General features: G+C 68.5%; 11 protein-coding genes and 3 pseudogenes. 1 reads left to right on the top strand and 13 read right to left on the bottom strand.

Translation table 11 applies throughout. The annotated features are described in order from the left end of the window. Nucleotides 1-895 precede the first annotated feature (895 nt). Nucleotides 896-1,612: a tectonin domain-containing protein gene (locus AC4OXY_RS04105; RefSeq protein ID WP_491993179.1), complete on the top strand. Its 717-nt coding sequence runs from the start codon at nucleotides 896-898 to the stop codon at nucleotides 1,610-1,612. A gap of 376 nt (nucleotides 1,613-1,988) precedes the next feature. On the opposite strand, the gene AC4OXY_RS04100 is transcribed toward AC4OXY_RS04105, so the two are convergent. From AC4OXY_RS04100 to AC4OXY_RS04040, 13 genes and pseudogenes are all read right to left on the bottom strand, one after another. After that, the gene (locus AC4OXY_RS04100) at nucleotides 1,989-2,777 is read right to left on the bottom strand and encodes a hypothetical protein (protein ID WP_491993178.1); all 789 of its coding nucleotides are present in this window, start codon (nucleotides 2,775-2,777) and stop codon (nucleotides 1,989-1,991) included. Between the two features lie 314 nt (nucleotides 2,778-3,091). After that, the gene (locus AC4OXY_RS04095; RefSeq protein WP_491993177.1) at nucleotides 3,092-3,415 is read right to left on the bottom strand and encodes a hypothetical protein; all 324 of its coding nucleotides are present in this window, start codon (nucleotides 3,413-3,415) and stop codon (nucleotides 3,092-3,094) included. A 781-nt stretch (nucleotides 3,416-4,196) separates the two neighbouring features. After that, nucleotides 4,197-5,219, bottom strand: coding sequence for an IS110 family RNA-guided transposase (locus AC4OXY_RS04090; RefSeq protein WP_362817419.1), 1,023 nt, complete (start codon nucleotides 5,217-5,219; stop codon nucleotides 4,197-4,199). A 126-nt stretch (nucleotides 5,220-5,345) separates the two neighbouring features. Beyond that, nucleotides 5,346-6,329, bottom strand: a complete 984-nt coding sequence (locus tag AC4OXY_RS04085) for a GNAT family N-acetyltransferase (RefSeq protein WP_491993176.1) — start codon at nucleotides 6,327-6,329, stop codon at nucleotides 5,346-5,348. Nucleotides 6,330-6,371: 42 nt separating this feature from the next. Then, on the bottom strand, nucleotides 6,372-7,523 hold the full coding sequence (locus AC4OXY_RS04080; RefSeq protein WP_491993175.1) for a transposase: 1,152 nt from the start codon (nucleotides 7,521-7,523) through the stop codon (nucleotides 6,372-6,374). Between the two features lie 1,099 nt (nucleotides 7,524-8,622). Beyond that, a pseudogene (locus AC4OXY_RS04075) lies at nucleotides 8,623-9,714 on the bottom strand (IS630 family transposase); the annotation flags it as partial. A gap of 175 nt (nucleotides 9,715-9,889) precedes the next feature. After that, complete coding sequence (locus AC4OXY_RS04070) at nucleotides 9,890-10,585, bottom strand: MBL fold metallo-hydrolase (RefSeq protein ID WP_491993174.1); 696 nt, start codon at nucleotides 10,583-10,585, stop codon at nucleotides 9,890-9,892. A 344-nt stretch (nucleotides 10,586-10,929) separates the two neighbouring features. Beyond that, a pseudogene (locus AC4OXY_RS04065) lies at nucleotides 10,930-10,977 on the bottom strand (hypothetical protein); the annotation flags it as partial. Between the two features lie 62 nt (nucleotides 10,978-11,039). Beyond that, a pseudogene (locus tag AC4OXY_RS04060) lies at nucleotides 11,040-11,366 on the bottom strand (SDR family NAD(P)-dependent oxidoreductase); the annotation flags it as partial. Between the two features lie 96 nt (nucleotides 11,367-11,462). Continuing rightward, complete coding sequence (locus AC4OXY_RS04055) at nucleotides 11,463-11,969, bottom strand: LeuD/DmdB family oxidoreductase small subunit (protein WP_356038996.1); 507 nt, start codon at nucleotides 11,967-11,969, stop codon at nucleotides 11,463-11,465. Next, nucleotides 11,969-13,222, bottom strand: a complete 1,254-nt coding sequence (locus AC4OXY_RS04050) for a 3-isopropylmalate dehydratase large subunit (protein ID WP_491993173.1) — start codon at nucleotides 13,220-13,222, stop codon at nucleotides 11,969-11,971. Before AC4OXY_RS04050 ends, AC4OXY_RS04055 begins: the two co-directional genes overlap by 1 nt. After that, the gene (locus AC4OXY_RS04045; RefSeq protein WP_491993172.1) at nucleotides 13,222-14,091 is read right to left on the bottom strand and encodes an isocitrate lyase/PEP mutase family protein; all 870 of its coding nucleotides are present in this window, start codon (nucleotides 14,089-14,091) and stop codon (nucleotides 13,222-13,224) included. The genes AC4OXY_RS04050 and AC4OXY_RS04045 overlap by 1 nt, the downstream gene beginning before the upstream one ends. 56 nt (nucleotides 14,092-14,147) lie before the next feature. Further along, nucleotides 14,148-15,611, bottom strand: coding sequence for an MmgE/PrpD family protein (locus AC4OXY_RS04040; RefSeq protein WP_491993171.1), 1,464 nt, complete (start codon nucleotides 15,609-15,611; stop codon nucleotides 14,148-14,150). Between the last annotated feature and the right edge of the window lie 37 nt (nucleotides 15,612-15,648).

Below are 15,648 nucleotides of genomic sequence, written 5' to 3'. Positions count from 1 at the left end.
CCCTCACCGGCCACCCGAAGCGCTGAGTCACCACTGCGTGTTCGCGGACACTCGGATGCGACCGGACACAACCAGGTATCAGCTGCGCCTTCAAGAGTGAGGCTGCCGGAAGCCGGCCTGCGGCCCGGGGCTCAGTGGATCGCGGGCGCGAAGTGGAAGTTCCGGTGTCGCATCCCGCGCATCCAGCTCCCGTAGCTGCTCCGCCTGTTCGAGAGACACTGACGCGGCATCGGCACGCCGGTTGGCCGGCCACCGCCCCGGATCGAACCCCTCTCGCACCCGGCCGTCGGTGCGCGCGACAGCCAGATGCCCGAACCTGTCCACATGAAGACGGCCCGCTCCAGGCCTTCGGCGAACAACCGCGCCTGCCACTGCTTCAGGCCCTGACCGTGCCCGGTCCGCCGCGGCACTGCCCGCTCCGCCTGCCACCCTCCCGCCGCTACCGGCCCGTCGCGCACCACCGCACCCGAACCCGCACCGGCTGTGGACGTTCGCGTTATTGGTGCTGGTCCCTGCTTCCGTGATGGTTGCGACCGAGGCCCTGTCAGGCTGCATCGCGCGGGCGCGACCTCCACGGAAACAGGGCCGCAACCGAGTTGCCCGCTCTGGCACTCAAACGGGGCCCCGATATCGCCCTGTTGGCCGGGGCTTTGGGAGAGGGGCAGACGATGGTCCGGTCGTTTTCCTGTCAAGCAGCCGCACGGTTGACCAGGATCGCGTCATCTCGGTGGTTGGGCCGAGCAGGGTGAGGCCAGCGCGGGAGCGGCTGGCTCCCCGGCAAACCACTATATTAGGTCAATTACTATGATCACCCCTTAAATCTGTTTTGGTGATGAATCGTTCCGCTTGGGCAGCGTGCAGGCGAACCACATCCGACCGGAGAGGGGTCGCCAGCATGTCCGACTGGAAGCACATCGACGGGTCATTAACGCGGATCGCGGTGGGATCCCGGACCAACGTATGGGGCGTCAACGCCGCCGGTGCGATCTACCGCTACACCAACAACGACGCCAACCCCTGGATCAACATCCCCGGGACACTGTCCGACATCGGCGCGGGCGCCGACGGCACCGTCTGGGGATGCAACGCAGCCCACCAGGTCTTCCGCTACACCGGCGACCAGGACACCAACAACTGGAAGCAGATCAACGGCTCGCTGGTGCGGATCACGGTGGGATCCCGGACCAACGTCTGGGGCGTCGACCCCGCCGGTGCGGTCTACCGCTACAGCAACAGCGACACCAACCCCGCCAACCCCTGGATCAACATCCCCGGGACACTGTCCGACATCGGCGCGGGCGCCGACGGCACCGTCTGGGGATGCAACGCAGCGAACCAGATCTACCGCTACACCGGCGACCAGGACACCAACAACTGGAAGGGCCTCAACGGCTCGCTCAAGGCGATCGACGTCGGCTCACGCACCGCCGTGTGGGGCTGCGATCCCGGCGACGCTGTCTACCACTACAGCTACTGCGACACCAGCCCAGCCAACCCGTGGATCAACATCCCCGGGTCGCTGTCCGACATCGGCGTAGGTGCCGACGGCACCGTCTGGGGAGTCAACGCCGCCGGCGCGATCTACCGCTACACCGGCGACCTGCCCGGCTGACCCGCGGAGCAACCTGGTGTGCCACGCAGCGCCCCTCGGGCACTGCGTGGCACCTCTTGCTCGGGCGCAACTGCCAGCAGCGAGATCGACTGCTGGCACCTTTCTGAAGAGCCTCGCCGCCGCCGCATGCTCATACAGCCGTAGGCTTCATGAAAACGCGGCCAGACCCCCAGTTAGCCAGTGAGTGCTTCAGTTGACCGGCGCTGCGCTCTGTGGGATCGCGATGCCGGTGGGGTGGTTGCGCGCATCTCCTTGGATACGGACGGAGGCGCTTCTACCGCCCGGCGGAGCCGTCACCGGGCGGTAGTGGACTCCTGCTGCTATGGCCCTTCACTGCGACCGACCCGGCCGACGCGCAGGCGGTCCGGAAGCAGCTTTACGAACGGCTTTCTGCGGCGTGCTGCCAGGTCACACCGAGGGCGGAGCCGCTGTACAGGGTGCGTGGAGTCTGCGAGGAGCCGGACGGCTGCCAGCCGAGAGCGTCGAGGATGCCGGCGAGCCGGGCCGGCTCGGGGGGCACTTCAGCCGGGTCTGGAGGCAGCAAGGCGCCGACACCGGCGGACTTCGACAGGGTGTCGACGCCGTCGTCGCTGTACCAGCCGGCGACCAGGTAGCTGAGGGTGCCGTCGGCGAGAGCGGGTTCCCCGTTGCGGTACACCAGGGAGTCGTGGATGGAAAAGACGTCCTGGTTGTAGGGCTGGTAGGCGGCGAACGTCGGCAGGCCGGGGCCGACCGCAGTGAGGAACAGTGCGCCCTCGGGGGCCTCGGGTTCGAGTTCGACCCAGGAGCCGACCCTCTGGTCGAGCCTCCTCCCTGTTGCGGCGGCCCCGGTCCTGCTGTCGTACAACGCGATACTCCGGGCGGTGCCGCGCGCTCCGTGCGGACCGTCGTTGTCCAGGAAGTCACTGTGGACAATCCAGCCGACGGCCTGGCGTGCGTTGGCCGGGCCGTGGTAGCGAGTCACCAGCCAGCGGTTGGGCACCAGGGGGAAGCGGGTCTGTCCGCTGGCGGGGTCCTCGTACCCGTCAGTGAGGGCCTCGGGGAGCTGCCACTGCACGTGCACACCCGCATCGGACTCCTCGAAGCTCCGTGTGTTCGAGATGTTCGCCCGGTTGACGGGCAGCGCGTGGACGTTGATCGGCACAAACAGGTCGGTGTCGCTCATCGTGAACTCCTTGCAGATGCGGAACGCAGCTCCAGCCTCAGAGGGGTGTCCGGCGCGGTCGTGGGCACGGTCAACTCGATGGCGCGGGGCGGCTGACTGGCCTGGTCAGACATACGGGCCTTCCACTTGCCTGCAGCCTTCGCTGGACAAATAGAGTATTCCGCCCACCACCCTCCCGAGATAGATCACCTTTGCGCCACTTGATCCCAGCCATCGGCAGCTCTCTTCACCCACCCAGCTCCCCGTCGGTCACACGAGGGAGTCACAGAGCCAGCCGACACCTGGCGACTTCCCTGAGCGCAGCACTGGCCAACTCAAGCATTCAGTGGCCAACTGGAGCGCGATCGGCCGGGCCGGATGCCGCGCTCGATCCACTTGCGGAAGTCATCCACGGCGTGGTCGAGTTCAAGACGCTCGACCTGTGCCTCGATCAGGTTGTCAGCGACGGCCCGGGCACAGGCGACCAGATAGTCCGAGAGCAGGATCCGGGTCTGCCGGTCGAGGTCCGGGTACGCCCCCCCGCCAGCCGATGCCGCGGACTTGGATGTCCAGGTCGGCGATGATCTCGTCACCGAGTACGCCTGGGTGCTCCTGGTCCAGGCCGAGCGCGTTCCCGAGGCGCAGGAAGTGCGACTCATCGACGGGCAGAGGCTGTGGGTAGTTCTTCCGCAGTCGGTGCACGTCATCGTTCAACATGTGGACCAGGGTCCTGGCCGGAACCCCTTCGAGCAAAGGAATTCTGGCCGCCCGCGCGCCACCCTCATAAGGGGACCGTCTCGGGCTTGAACAACTCGGGTCACCGCTACATCGCCCCCCGAGGCTGACAGCCTTGAGCACATCGAGTTGGCGAACCCGGCAGCGGAGACTTCCTGTGATCGCGCCCTCAGCCCAGGCCTCTTGCTGGCTTTCATCAAGGGCCCGGGCGAGTGCCGCCGACAGGCCTGTCTTCTGCAGCTTGTGCGCTGTCGGCGGCGGACAGCCGTCGCATCTCCTCATCCTCTTCGAGGTACCGGTCGTAGAGAGCCGAATCCGCTTGACGCAGTGCTCTGAGGTACGCCGTCGTGAGGCCGGCGTGTGCCTCCTTCGACAGCGGCGCGGCGAGGAATTGTCATTCCTGAAGGGGCGGGTTCTGTCAACGGTGGTGTTTTTGCTGGTTGTTGGCGGTATCGGGCAGGGCCGACCGACTCGTGGCCGGGGTGTGGTCCCGAGGTAGGTGTGAGCATGCGGTTGTGGGTGTCGCTGTTCTCCAGTCCGCGATGCGGGAGGGCAGGGCCGTACTCGGCTGCCGGTCATTCCTTCGCGGCGCTGGGCCGCATGGAGCGATACGACGTGGGGCAGGCGGGGCCAATCAAATCCACGGCCGCGCCGTTGAGGGGGCCAGACAATTGCCCGGCCGCGCGCCTGCCGCCACCGAGCTGCTCACGCCGTCTGGCGGGCCAGGGCGCGGATGTGTCCGTCGCGCAGCCCGTAGTAGACCAGCGTAAGCAGTTTTCGGGCCGCGGCGACCTTCGCGATGTTCCTGCCGCGGCGGGCCTCGATCCGTGCCCGGTCTTCGGCGATCTTGGGTGTGGTGGCGCGTTGGATGGCCTCCACGACGGCCCAGCGCACGAGCTTGCTGCCCTGCTTGGTGACGTGCCCGCGGCGCACGACGGTGTCGGATTCGTAGTGGCGCGGGGTCAGTCCGGCCCAGGAGCACAACCGGTCGGCGGAGGGGAACCGGTGCACGTCGCCGATTTCGGCGACCAGTACTGCGGCCAGGACCGGTCCGATGCCGGGCAGCCCCCGGATGGCCCCACAGCCGGCATGGCCGCGAAGCCGCTCGGCGATCCGGGTGTTGAAGACGGCTTCCTCGGCGTCGAGGATGTCGATCAGCTTCAGCAGGGAGACCACGCGCTGGGTGTAGGCACCGGACAGCGTGGTCTGCCCCAACTGGCGGCGGCCGTCGGTGCCGAACAAGTCGGAGACGGCGATGAGGACCCCGGCCTTCGCAAGCACCGCGTGGACCTGGGCCTTCAGCCCACTGCGCAGGGCCACCAGTTTGGCCCGGTAGCGGACCAGTTCACGCAACTCCCGCAGGTCGGGCGGGGCGATCCAGGACTCCGGAAGACGCCCCATGCGCAGCAGGTCGGCAAGGTCCGAGGCGTCCTTGATGTCGTTCTTGACGCGCCGGTAGGCGAAGCCCTTCACGCCCAGCGGGTGGGCCAGGTGGACCTCGGCCCCGGCAGCCTGAAGCACGTCAACTGCCCAGTACCAGCCATAGGTAGCTTCCACGACCACGTCCGGGCGACTGCCGGCCTGCTCGATCTGCAGGCCCAGCGCGACCGGGTCGTTTGCGATACGCACTGCGCTCAGCTGCGTGCCGTCCACGGTCTGACGCACGATCACGGAGCGCCGGCGATGCAGGTCGATGCCGACATACTGGTGTCCGTCGTACTCGCTCATCAGGGGCCTCCTTAGCCATGACGAACGTGAACACCGGGTATGTACCCGGCCCCCCGAGGGCGGAGGCCCCGCCCCTTCATCGCATCAAATCCTGTGGACTGGCCGGACAGCCCAATGACCGGTCGGTCAAGCAAGCGGCTTGCGGTAACGGACGTACTCGTTCTGCCGCCGGAACCCCACGCTCTCGTAAAGATCGTAGGACCGGTGCGGGTTTGCCGTGCCCGTGAAGAGCCGGGCGGTCGTTGCACCCTGCTCGCGAAGGCTTCGCAGCCCGTCCAGCAGCAGGGCCCGGCCGATTCCGAGGCGTCGCTGGTCCGTCCGGATACTCAGCTCTTCGACCTCGCCGACGGTGCGGTCGTGACGGCGGATGGAGCAGAGGGCGACGCCGACCATGTCGTGCCCGTTCCATGCAGCCCGCCAGCATGCCGGGTCGGCGGTGTCGACGAAGTCCTGGAAAGGCCATTTCTGCGTGAAACCGGTGTCCGCATACGAATCAACGACCGTCCTCCAGGCTGCACGGTAGTGGCTTGTCCCGATCGGCCCTGTCCGTATCCCGGCTGGCAGTTCGCTGCCCGGCTCGGGCAACTGCTGCAGATCGCCCAGCTCCAGCTCGACCAGACTGAAGACACGTCGGTAGCCGGCTGCGCGCAGAAGTGCCGTGGCGTCCTGCTCGGAGGCCATGGCGTTCGCGCCGATCACTGCCGTCCGCGCCGTTCCGTGCTGTTTGACGAGCTGGCGGATCCGCTCTTCGGCCCAGCTCAGCATGGCTGAGCCGATGCCCTGGTGGCGATGCTCGGGCAAGAGGTAGCCGCGGTGCAGGTATAGCCACGTATCGTCCCGCTCTTGCCACCACCGGATCGTCGAGTAGCCGACGACGCTTCCGTTGCGCACTACCAGGATCTGATTCTTGGACGGCTCCTCCAGTGTGGCAGAGGCTTCGGCGATCTCGGCCGCTGCGGGGAGCCCTTCCACAACCGAGTGGGCATCGACCCGGTCCCGTTCAGCACACCCCAGCCGCACCGCGGCCATGGCGCTGTGGTCTTCGTCGCCGCGATACGGCCGGAACCCGAAGCCGACCGGAAGGTCCTGTCCTGCCGTGCCATCCAACATGACCGGATGATCTCGAACTTCGAGGCAGGTCCGCCACCCTATTCACGCCGCGGTCGGCTGCGGCCGTTCAACGAGCTGGCCGCGTTCGAAACGGGCCCCGGCGCGGACGAGGGCGACGAGGTGCGGTGCGTTCACGGCTCGCCACCGCTGTTGGGCGGACTCGACGAGCTTGAAGACCATGGCCAGGGCGGCGGGCGCGCTGCCGGCACCTCGGGTGACCTTGGTCCGCAGCCGGACGGTGGCAAACGTCGACTCAATCGGGTTCGTCGTGCGCAGGTGGATCCAGTGCTCGGCGGGGAAGTCGTAGAACGCCAGCAGCTCGTCCACGTCGTCGGTGATCTTCTTGACGGCCTTGGGGAACTTCGCTCCGCAGGTCTTGGCGAACGCGGCCACGGACTTGAACGCGTGATCACGGTCCTCGGCGTTATAGATCTCCTGCAGGGCCTTCTTCGCCCCGGGCTGGGCGGACGTCGGCAGGGCGTTCGCGACATTGGCGATCTTGTGAACCCAGCACCTCTGATGGCGGAGATCCGCCCACGAGTCGGCGGATTCGCGGTAGCCGTCGTTCATGGCGATCAGCTCTTTGGTGCCGTCCGCGCGCACGCCCATCAGCACGAGCACGCACGACTTCGCCTCCCGCAGGCGTATGCGCAGGTGGATGCCGTCGGCCCACACGTATACGTAGTCGCTGCTGGACAGATCACGTTCGCCGAATACCCGGTGGTCGGCCTGCCACTGCTGGGTGAGGCGGGTGTCCGTCGCTGCCGACAGGCCGGCCGTGGAGCCGAGGAACTGCTTGAGGGCGGGCACGAAATCGCCGGAGGACAGGCCATGGAGATAGAGCAGGGGCAGCACTTCGCTGATCTTGGGCGACTTGCGGCACCAGGGCGGCAGAATCGCCGAGGAGAACCGCTTGCGCTCGCCGGTCGTCTCGTCGACCCGCTTGTCGTTCACCCGCGGCGCCTTCACCTCGACCGTCCCGGCCGCGGTGGTGACCTTCCTGGGCTGGTGGCAGCCGTTGCGGACCACCAGGCGGCGCCCGCTCTCGTCTCGGTGGTCGGCCAACTCGGCTATGCAGGAGTTGACTTCGGCCTCCAGGGCGGCGGCCAGCATCCGCCCCGCGCCCTCGCGGACGATGTCGTCGATCAGGGAGCCGGTCTCGGTCGTTCCATCGGCATTCACTACGCTCAGCACGGCCGTGCCTTCCCGACCGACGGCGCAACGTCGGCCTACTCGATGACCAGAAGTCGATCTCTCGGGAAGGTACGCCCTTCGCGTCCCAGCCCGAGGCCGATCCACAGGTCATGAGCATTGCTCCGGCGCCGGCACCGGCCGGTGGCTGTGGCCGCGCCGCCGTCCTGCTGTGAGTGGTGGTAGGCGCCCGTCCTGGTCCTCGGCGCCTTGCTGCCGTGGTCACGTCTTGTTGTGCCCTTGGGTCTCTGGGGCTGTTGCCGTCTGGTGGTCTGTGCTCGATTCAGACAGTGTTGGGCGAGAAGAAAAGGGGTGGGATGTGGGTGTTGTTCGCAGTGTGTCGCGGTGGATTCGGGTGTTGGGATTGCTGGGGGCAGTCCTGGCGTTGGGGGTGGTGACTACGTCCCCGGCCGGGGCGGTCGCGGGCGGTGTGCCGGCCAAGTAGTTCGTCCGTCTGCTCGGTCAGGCCGACGAGCGGGTCCATGAGGAGTTCCCGAACGCCCGTTTCCTCTTCGCCAACGGATCGTCTCCCGAGGGTCCGTCGCAGAGCGTCGAGGACTTCGGTGTCTGGCGGTTCGCTTTCAGTGTCGAGGAGGGAACTGTGTTCCTCCAGAACGAGAAGCCCTGGGACCCCTCTTTCGTGGTCGAGTTGGTTACGCATCACCTCGTCGGCGCCCGGGCGATTCCCGTCCCGTCCGTGCAGTTGGACACCGCCGACGCCGACAGGCTCATCAGGGACACCGGCTACACCGGGCCGTACAGCTCGATCCAGCTCAACTGGCCTCTCGCGCCCGGAGTGATCGAGCCGGTCTACAACTTCAGGACTCCCAGCGCAGGGTACTGGTCCATCGGTGTCTACACCGGGAGGATCTCTCATCACGCGTGATCGCGCCCGCGGCGGACGGACGGCGTCGGTCAGTGAATCTGCGTAGTGGCGCGAACATGTACGAGAGCCTGGTCGGCAGCACGGCCCTGTGGCCCCTCCGCGCCCTGTACCCGGCGGCGTAGCGGCCTCCCAACGGCTTATCGGCTGGGTGTAAGGAAACCGGTCAGCGAACGCCGCCACCGGAGCCCCAGGCCCCTGGTGACCTGAGTCAGAGATTCGTCGGCAATACGCGGCTACTTTGTCGAGGATCTCGTCGGTGGTCTTGGTCCAGGCGAAGGGCCTGGGGTCCTCGTTCCAGTCGGTGAGCCAGGTTCGGATGTCTCGTTCGAGGGCTTGGACGGAGCGGTGGACACCGCGCTTGAGCTTCTTCTGCGCCAGCTCGGCGAACCACCGCTCGACCAGGTTGGGCCAGGACGAACTCGTCGGTGTGAGGTGGAGGTGGAACCGCGGGTGTGCCAGCAGCCGCTTCTTGATGGCGGGTGTCTTGTGGGTGACGTAGTTGTCGAGGATGAGGTGGACATCGAGCCCGGTCGGCACTTCCTTGTAGAGCTTGGCCAGGAACTTCTTGAACTCCACGGCCCGGTGGCGCCGGTGCAGGGAACCGATCACCTTGCCGGTGGCGACCGCCAGGGCGGTGGACAGGGTGGTGGTGTCTGCGCGGACGTAGTCATGGCTGCGGCGTTCGGGGACGCCGGGCAACATCGGCAGGACAGGCCGGGACCGGCCCAGGGCCTGGATCTGTGACTTCTCGTCCACGCACAGCACCAGGGCCTTCTCCGGCGGGTCGAGATAGAGGCCGACCACATCGCGGACCTTGTCGATGAACAGCGGGTCCGTGGACAGCTTGAACGTCTCGAAACGGTGCGGGGCCAGGGCGAAGGCACGCCAGATCCGTGAGACGGCCGACTGGGACATCCCGGTCTCCGCCGCCATCGACCGGGTCGACCAGTGCGTGGCGTTCGCCGGCTTCTCCTCCAGCGTCTTGCCGACGACCCGCTCCACATCAGCGTCGGTGATCTTCCTCGGGACACCCGGCCTGGGCTCGTCGGACAAGCCGTCCAGACCGCGGTCGAGGAAGCGCCTTCGCCAGGTGCGGACCGTGTCCGGAGCGACCTTCAGCCTCCGTGACACCTCCATGATCGAGTGCCCGTCGGCACACTCCAGAACGATCCGGGACCTCAAGGCCAGAGCCTGAGCCGTCGACCGGCGACGCACCCGTCCCTCAAGCACAGCCCGTTGGGCATCCGTCACCGACAAAGGCGGGATCTTCGGGCCGCGGCGGGTATGGCGATGGCGGCGGGACGGAATACCGCCTCCGTCGGCACTGTGGCTGCGGGATCTCAGCGGCAGTTGCCTTCCTCGGCGCCCGTTTTTTGCCTGTTCCTTGATCCGTTTCACCGGGGCCGAGCGGTTCTCGTCTCAAGGGCGAGGCCGATTCCCGTTGAGCCCGACTCGGTGAGACACCTGCCCTTGGGCGAACACGTCAGGTGTGTTGCGGCAGGCGTGTGAGGAACTCCTGGAAGGCCGGGATGCCAACAGCGTCCAGTGGAGCGCCGTGGGCGAAGCCGACGGTGGTGAGGTCCTGTGGCAGGCGCTGGAGGCTGGCCGGGCGCAGGGCTGGGTCAGCGGCCAGGGCGGCGGGGCCAAGGGCCAGTTTGCCGCGGTTGAACATCGCGTCGCCGACCAGCAGGGCGCGGCTGGGCTCGTGGAGGAGCACGATGTGTCCGGGCGAGTGTCCAGGGGTGTGGATGACGCGCAGTCCGCCGGAGTTCTCGACCAGGTCGCCGTCGGCGAGGGTGGCGTCCGCGTCGAACGGCGTCCAGTGCAGAGCGGGCAGCCGGTCGATGAATCGGCCCAGCGCGCCGCATCGGCCCTCGGCGGGGACGCGTCCGGCTTGCAGCCAGGGGCGGTCGGCCGCGTGGATGAGGATGCGCGCGCCGGTTTCGCGGCGCAGTGCGGCAGCGCCCTGGACGTGGTCGGGGTGGGCGTGGGTGAGCACGATGCGGCGGATGTCGGAAGGCTTGCGGCCCAGTGAGGCAACGGTGTTGAGCAGTACACCGGGGGCCTTGGCCCAGCCGACGTCGACGAGGGTGAAGCCGTCGTCTCCGTCGATGAGGAAGGCGTTGTCGCGTTTGCTGGTGGTGATGCGGGTGACGCCGGGGGCGATGCGATCGTACATGGGGGTTCCTGAACTGTGTGAAGGGGGCGGGTCAGCGATCGTGGTGGGCGTCGCCGACTTGTTGGAGAGCCCGATGGGCGCCGAGGCGGCGCTGCACGCGCTCGGAGAGTGTGGGGAACTGGGCACCGAGCGCCATGAGTACCCGGGTGCGGGCGGGGCGCCACCGTGACTTCCGCGGTGTTGCGCTCGATGGCGCGGATGACGGCCGAAGCGACCAGGTCGGGGGTGACCTTGGGCAGCACGGTGGGCGCGGTGACGTGGGTGGTGGCGAACTTGCCCGCGTCGCGCACCGCGGTGGGTGCGAGCAGGGACACGCCGACGCCGGTGCCGTGCAGGTCCTGGCGGAAGCCGAGGGCGAAGCCGCGCAGGCCGAACTTGGTCGCGTTGTACACGGCGCCCGAGCGGTGGGTGATCTTGCCCGAGAGGGAGCCGATGAAAACACCAGGTGCCCGCGGCTCTTGGCCACGAGACGCGGTGCGGCGAGCCGGGCCGGCAGCATCCCGGCCCGCAGGTTCACGTCCCCGAAGGCGGGCAGGCCCGCGTTGGAGACGATGACATCGCAGGCGCCCGCCGCCTCAGTCAGCCGTGCCACGTCCTTGGCATCGGTGAGATCAGCGACGACCGCACCGGCGCCGCAGGGTGCGGACAGCTCCTCCAGTTCCTGCGGGTCGGGGCCGGAGAGCACGAGCTGGGCGTCGGCTTGGGACAGCCGGTGGGCCAGGGTGCGGCCGATGCCGCCGGTGGCGCCGGTGAGCAGGACGGTCGCGGCCGCGATGCGCATGAGGTGTTCTCCGGGCTCGTGGTAGCGGAGTGGAGGGAGGTGGCGGGGGCTCCACCGTCTTGCCAAGCCGCCACCACCGGCTGAAGGGACCGCCTTCTAGGCGGGGATGGGGACGTAGCCCTCGCGGGCGAGCTTGGGCAGGATGCCGCCGGCTTCGAGGATGTCCAGGACCATGGGCGGCAGGGCACCGCCGTCCAGGCGGCGGTCCGAGGCTGTGTTCTCGACCCAGCCCTCGGCGAAGTCCAGGCGCATGGTGGCGCCGTCGCTGAAGACGTCCGTGACGCCGGGGACGGTGAGGGCGGGCAGGCCGTGGTTGATGCAGTTGCGCAGGAACAGCGAGTTGAACTCCTCGGCCACCAGCGCGGCTATGCCCAGTTCCCGGAAGAGGGCGGCGACGGGGCGGGAGGAGCCGAGGCCGAAGTTGCGGCCCGCGACGACGATGTCGCCGGGGGAGACCTGGTCGGTCCAGCCGGGGCGCAGTTCGTAGAAGATGTGCTTCGCGGCTTCGGGTACGGGTAGTTTCATGGCGAAGGCGGGGTACATGGCGTCGGTGGTGACGGAGTCGCCGACCGCCCAGACCCTGCCGGTGAGTTGGGTGTCCATCAGTTCTGGGCCCCTCGCGGGTCGGTGACGTGGCCGGTGAGGGCGGAGGCGGCGACGGTGGCCGGGGAGGCCATGTAGATCTCCGCGTCGGGGCTGCCCATGCGGCCGGTGAAGTTGCGGGTGGAGGAGGTCAGGCAGACCTCGCCGGGGGCGAGCAGGCCCATGTGGTAGCCGAAGCAGGCCCCGCAGGTGGAGTTGGTGACCACGGCTCCGGCGTCGGCGAGGTCTTGCAGGTATCCGGCGCGCATCGCGTCCCGGTAGACCTGCTGCGAGGCCGGGGTGATCAACAGGCGGACGCTGGAGGCGATTTGGCGGCCGCGGACGATCTCGGCGGCGATGCGCAGGTCTTCGAGCTGACCGTTGGCGCAGGAGCCGATGAAGCACTGGTTGACCGGGCGCTTCTCGATCGCCGAGATCGGCAGGGAGTTGTTGCTGACGGTGCCGGGCCGGGCGACGTGGGGCTCGAGCGCGGACAGGTCGATGGTGCGTACGGCCGTGTAGGTGGCGTCGGGGTCGGCGTCGGCGGCCTCGTAGGAGCCGGGGGGCGCACCGTGTTCGGCGAGGAAGTCGCGGGCGAGGTCGTCGATGGGGAAGGTGGAGAAGTCGGCGGATATCTCGGCGCCCTGGGTGGCGATGGTGCGCCGGTCGTTCATCGGGATGGAGGCCAGGCCCGGCCCGCCGTACTCGAGGTTGTGGTTGGTGGCATCCCCGTACTGTCCGGCGATGTACAGGAAGATGTCCTTGCCCGAGACGGCGGCCGGCTTGGTGCCGGTGAACTCGTAGTGGATGGTCGGGGCGGCCTGGAACCAGGTCTTGCCGGTGCACATGATGGAGTACACCTCGGCCGGTCCCAGGCCCCGCGCCGCAGTGTTGTACGCGCCGCCGGCACAGGTGTGGGAGTCGGTACAGGCGAGGATCTCGCCCGGTCGGGCGAGTCCGTTCTCGGCGATGACCTGGTGGCAGATGCCGTGCCGGCCGACGTCGTAGAACTTGTCGATGTGGAAGTCGCGGGCGAAGGCGCGGGCGTGGGTGCCGCCGATCGCGTCGTGGACGCTGGGGGCGGGCACCGCGTGGTCCATGATGACCGCGACCTTGTCCGGGTCGTTGATCTTCAGGGGCTGGACCCAGCTGGTGGCGAACTGCAGGTCGATCATGACGGTCATGTCGACGTCGCACACCACGGTCTGCCCCGGGCGGACCTGATCGACGCCGGCCTTGCGAGCGAGGATCTTCTCGATCATGGTCATGGCCATCAGGAGACCTCCTTGGTGTGGTCGCGGTAGCGCTCACCGATCGCGGACCACTCGCGCAGGCCGACGAGTTCGAACAGGCCCTGCGGGTCGGGGGTGGCCTCGGGCATGGTGCCGCCCAGGCGGGTCAGGGCCTCCAGGCCGTGCAGCACGTAGGGCGCGAGCAGTGCGCCGGGGTGAATGGCGATGCGGTAGCCGAGAGCTGCGAGCCGGTCCGGCGCGGTGTCGGGGGTGAGACCGCCCTGCACCATGTTGATCAGCAGGGGCGCCTCGACAGATGCGGCGATCTTCTCGATCTCCTCGACGGACTCGGGGGCCTCGACGAAGATCACGTCAGCGCCGGCGGCGGCGTAGCGGTGGGCGCGCTCGATGGCCGCGTCGATCCCGAGGGGGCCACGGGCATCGGTGCGGGCGACGATCAACGCGTCCGAGCGCGCCTGCAAGGCGGCGTCCAGCTTGTCCAGGAAGGGTTCGGCGGAGATGAGTTCCTTGTCGGGCAGGTGGCCACACTTCTTGGGAAACGCCTGGTCCTCCAGCTGGATGGCGGCGACGCCGGCGCGTTCATAGGCGCGTACGGTGCGCACCACGTTCATCGGGGCGCCGTAGCCGGTGTCGGCGTCGGCGATCAGCGGTACGTCGCCGAGCGCGTCCACCACGAGGTGGGCGCGCTCGGTCATCTCGGTCTGGGTCAGCAGGCCGATGTCGGGCAGCCCGAATCCGGCGACCGCGACACCCGCGCCGGTCAGGTAGGCGGCGCGGAAGCCGGTGCGGGCGACGAGCGAGGCGCCCAGGCCGTCGAACACACCGGGAGCCACGGTGAGTTGGCCTTCATTGATCAAGGTGCGCAGGCAGGCACCTGGGGTAGCGGGCATGGCGTTGCCTTTCCTCCGCGTGCGAGTGAGGGGGGCCAGGGCGTGAGGGCCTGGACCTAGTCGAGGGCGCCGCGGACGGGAGCGGCGAGTAGGTCGATCAGGTCGTCGAGGCGGTCCTGGCTCTCCAGGTCGAGGACCACCTTTTCGATCTCGGCGGCGCGTGCGGTGTCGGTGACCTGGGCGGTCAGTGCCCGGTACTTGTCGCGGATCTCGGCGTTGGTGAGCGGGTCGTCCGGTCCGCCGTGCGGCTGGTTGAGCGCGCGCGTCAGCTGCTCGCCGCCGTGCAGGGTGAGGGTGACGCGGGTGTTGTAGCCCGGTTCGGTCCAGGCGGGGTCCTGGGGCGCGCTGTCGAGGAGCACCTCGGTGCGTTCGATGAGCTGCCACACGTCGTCGGCGTCGATGCGCGCGTCGTGGAACTGCGCGGGGCGCACCTGGCCGTCGAGCAGGGCCACGGCGACGGCGTAGCCGATGTTCATCTGGGCGCCGATGGTGGTCAGCGGGCGCTCGGGCTGCCACCAGCCGTGGTGGTAGATCGCGTCGGGGACCTGGATCCGGATGGACGCGATGTCGTCCGCGTCAAAGTTGTGGTCGGCCGACAGGGACAGGGCGGCGTCGATGGCCGGGTGCAGGCCGCCCATCGCGGCATGGATCTTCACCGTGATGGCCTCGGTGTGCCACTGCTCGCCCAGGTCCTTGGTGATCTGTGCGGCATCCGGGTCGTGGCCCTCGCCGAAGGTCGACAGGAAGCCTCCGTACGGCCGCTCGAAGACCCGCTTGATGCCGGTGTAGCCGGCCTGCGCGAGGCCGGCGGCGTAGAAGCCGTTGCGGGCGGCCAGGCCGTGGTGCATGCGCTTGGACATCGCTTCGTACTGGGCGGCCATCAGCCCGGCGGACTGGGTGGCGGCCAGCCCGAGCGCGTCCTCGAATCCGGCTGCGTCCAGACCGCGCAGCGCGCCGCAGGCGGCGGCCGCGGCGTGCGTGCCGAAGACGGACCCCGAGTGCCAGCCGCGCGAGAGCATCTGTGAGCCGTGCAGGGCGAGCCCCACGCGCGGCCCGGTCTCGAAGCCGAGCACGCTGGCGCGCAGGAAGTCCGCCCCGCGCACCCCGTCGTATGCCGCGACGGTCGACAGCAGGGCGGGCAGCACCAGCGAGGCGCTGTGCAGCGGGGCCCGGGGGTAGTAGTCGTCGAGCTCGAAGCCCTGGATGAACGTGCCGTTCAGTACCGCGGCGGCCGGTCCGCTCGTGGTGCGTCCCCAGCCGATCACCGGCGTATCGCCGGTGCCTTCCATGGCCAGGACGCCGTCCACGGCCCGGCGGGACCAGGGCAGCTGAGCGCCGATCAGGGCGCAGCCCAGTCCGTCGAGTATGAGGTGGACGCCCCGTTCGCGAACGCTCGCGGGGATGTCGTCCAGGGTAGTTGCGGCCAGCCACTCGGCCAGGCGGCCGGTCGGGCCGTCCGGGTCGGTGGGCCCATTCGGGGCGGATGGCTGTCGGTCGGCTGCGGGTGTCGGTGCGGACATGGACACGGCTCTCACCTCCATTGATGCGCAGTAGCGG

The organism is Streptomyces sp. HUAS MG56, from assembly GCF_058673395.1.
Note: the sequence above shows the minus strand (reverse complement) of the source record. Positions and strands in the feature narration are given on the sequence as shown.

What these genes read in the sequence shown, in the direction of transcription:
- AC4OXY_RS04055 (WP_356038996.1), bottom strand. Translation starts at nt 11,969, where the DNA reads ATGGACACCCAACTCACCGGCAGGGTCTGGGCGGTCGGCGACTCCGTC.
- AC4OXY_RS04100 (WP_491993178.1), bottom strand. Translation starts at nt 2,777, where the DNA reads ATGAGCGACACCGACCTGTTTGTGCCGATCAACGTCCACGCGCTGCCC.
- AC4OXY_RS04105 (WP_491993179.1), top strand. Translation starts at nt 896, where the DNA reads ATGTCCGACTGGAAGCACATCGACGGGTCATTAACGCGGATCGCGGTG.
- AC4OXY_RS04040 (WP_491993171.1), bottom strand. Translation starts at nt 15,611, where the DNA reads ATGTCCGCACCGACACCCGCAGCCGACCGACAGCCATCCGCCCCGAAT.
- AC4OXY_RS04085 (WP_491993176.1), bottom strand. Translation starts at nt 6,329, where the DNA reads ATGTTGGATGGCACGGCAGGACAGGACCTTCCGGTCGGCTTCGGGTTC.
- AC4OXY_RS04090 (WP_362817419.1), bottom strand. Translation starts at nt 5,219, where the DNA reads ATGAGCGAGTACGACGGACACCAGTATGTCGGCATCGACCTGCATCGC.
- AC4OXY_RS04070 (WP_491993174.1), bottom strand. Translation starts at nt 10,585, where the DNA reads ATGTACGATCGCATCGCCCCCGGCGTCACCCGCATCACCACCAGCAAA.
- AC4OXY_RS04050 (WP_491993173.1), bottom strand. Translation starts at nt 13,222, where the DNA reads ATGGCCATGACCATGATCGAGAAGATCCTCGCTCGCAAGGCCGGCGTC.
- AC4OXY_RS04045 (WP_491993172.1), bottom strand. Translation starts at nt 14,091, where the DNA reads ATGCCCGCTACCCCAGGTGCCTGCCTGCGCACCTTGATCAATGAAGGC.
- AC4OXY_RS04095 (WP_491993177.1), bottom strand. Translation starts at nt 3,415, where the DNA reads ATGAGTCGCACTTCCTGCGCCTCGGGAACGCGCTCGGCCTGGACCAGG.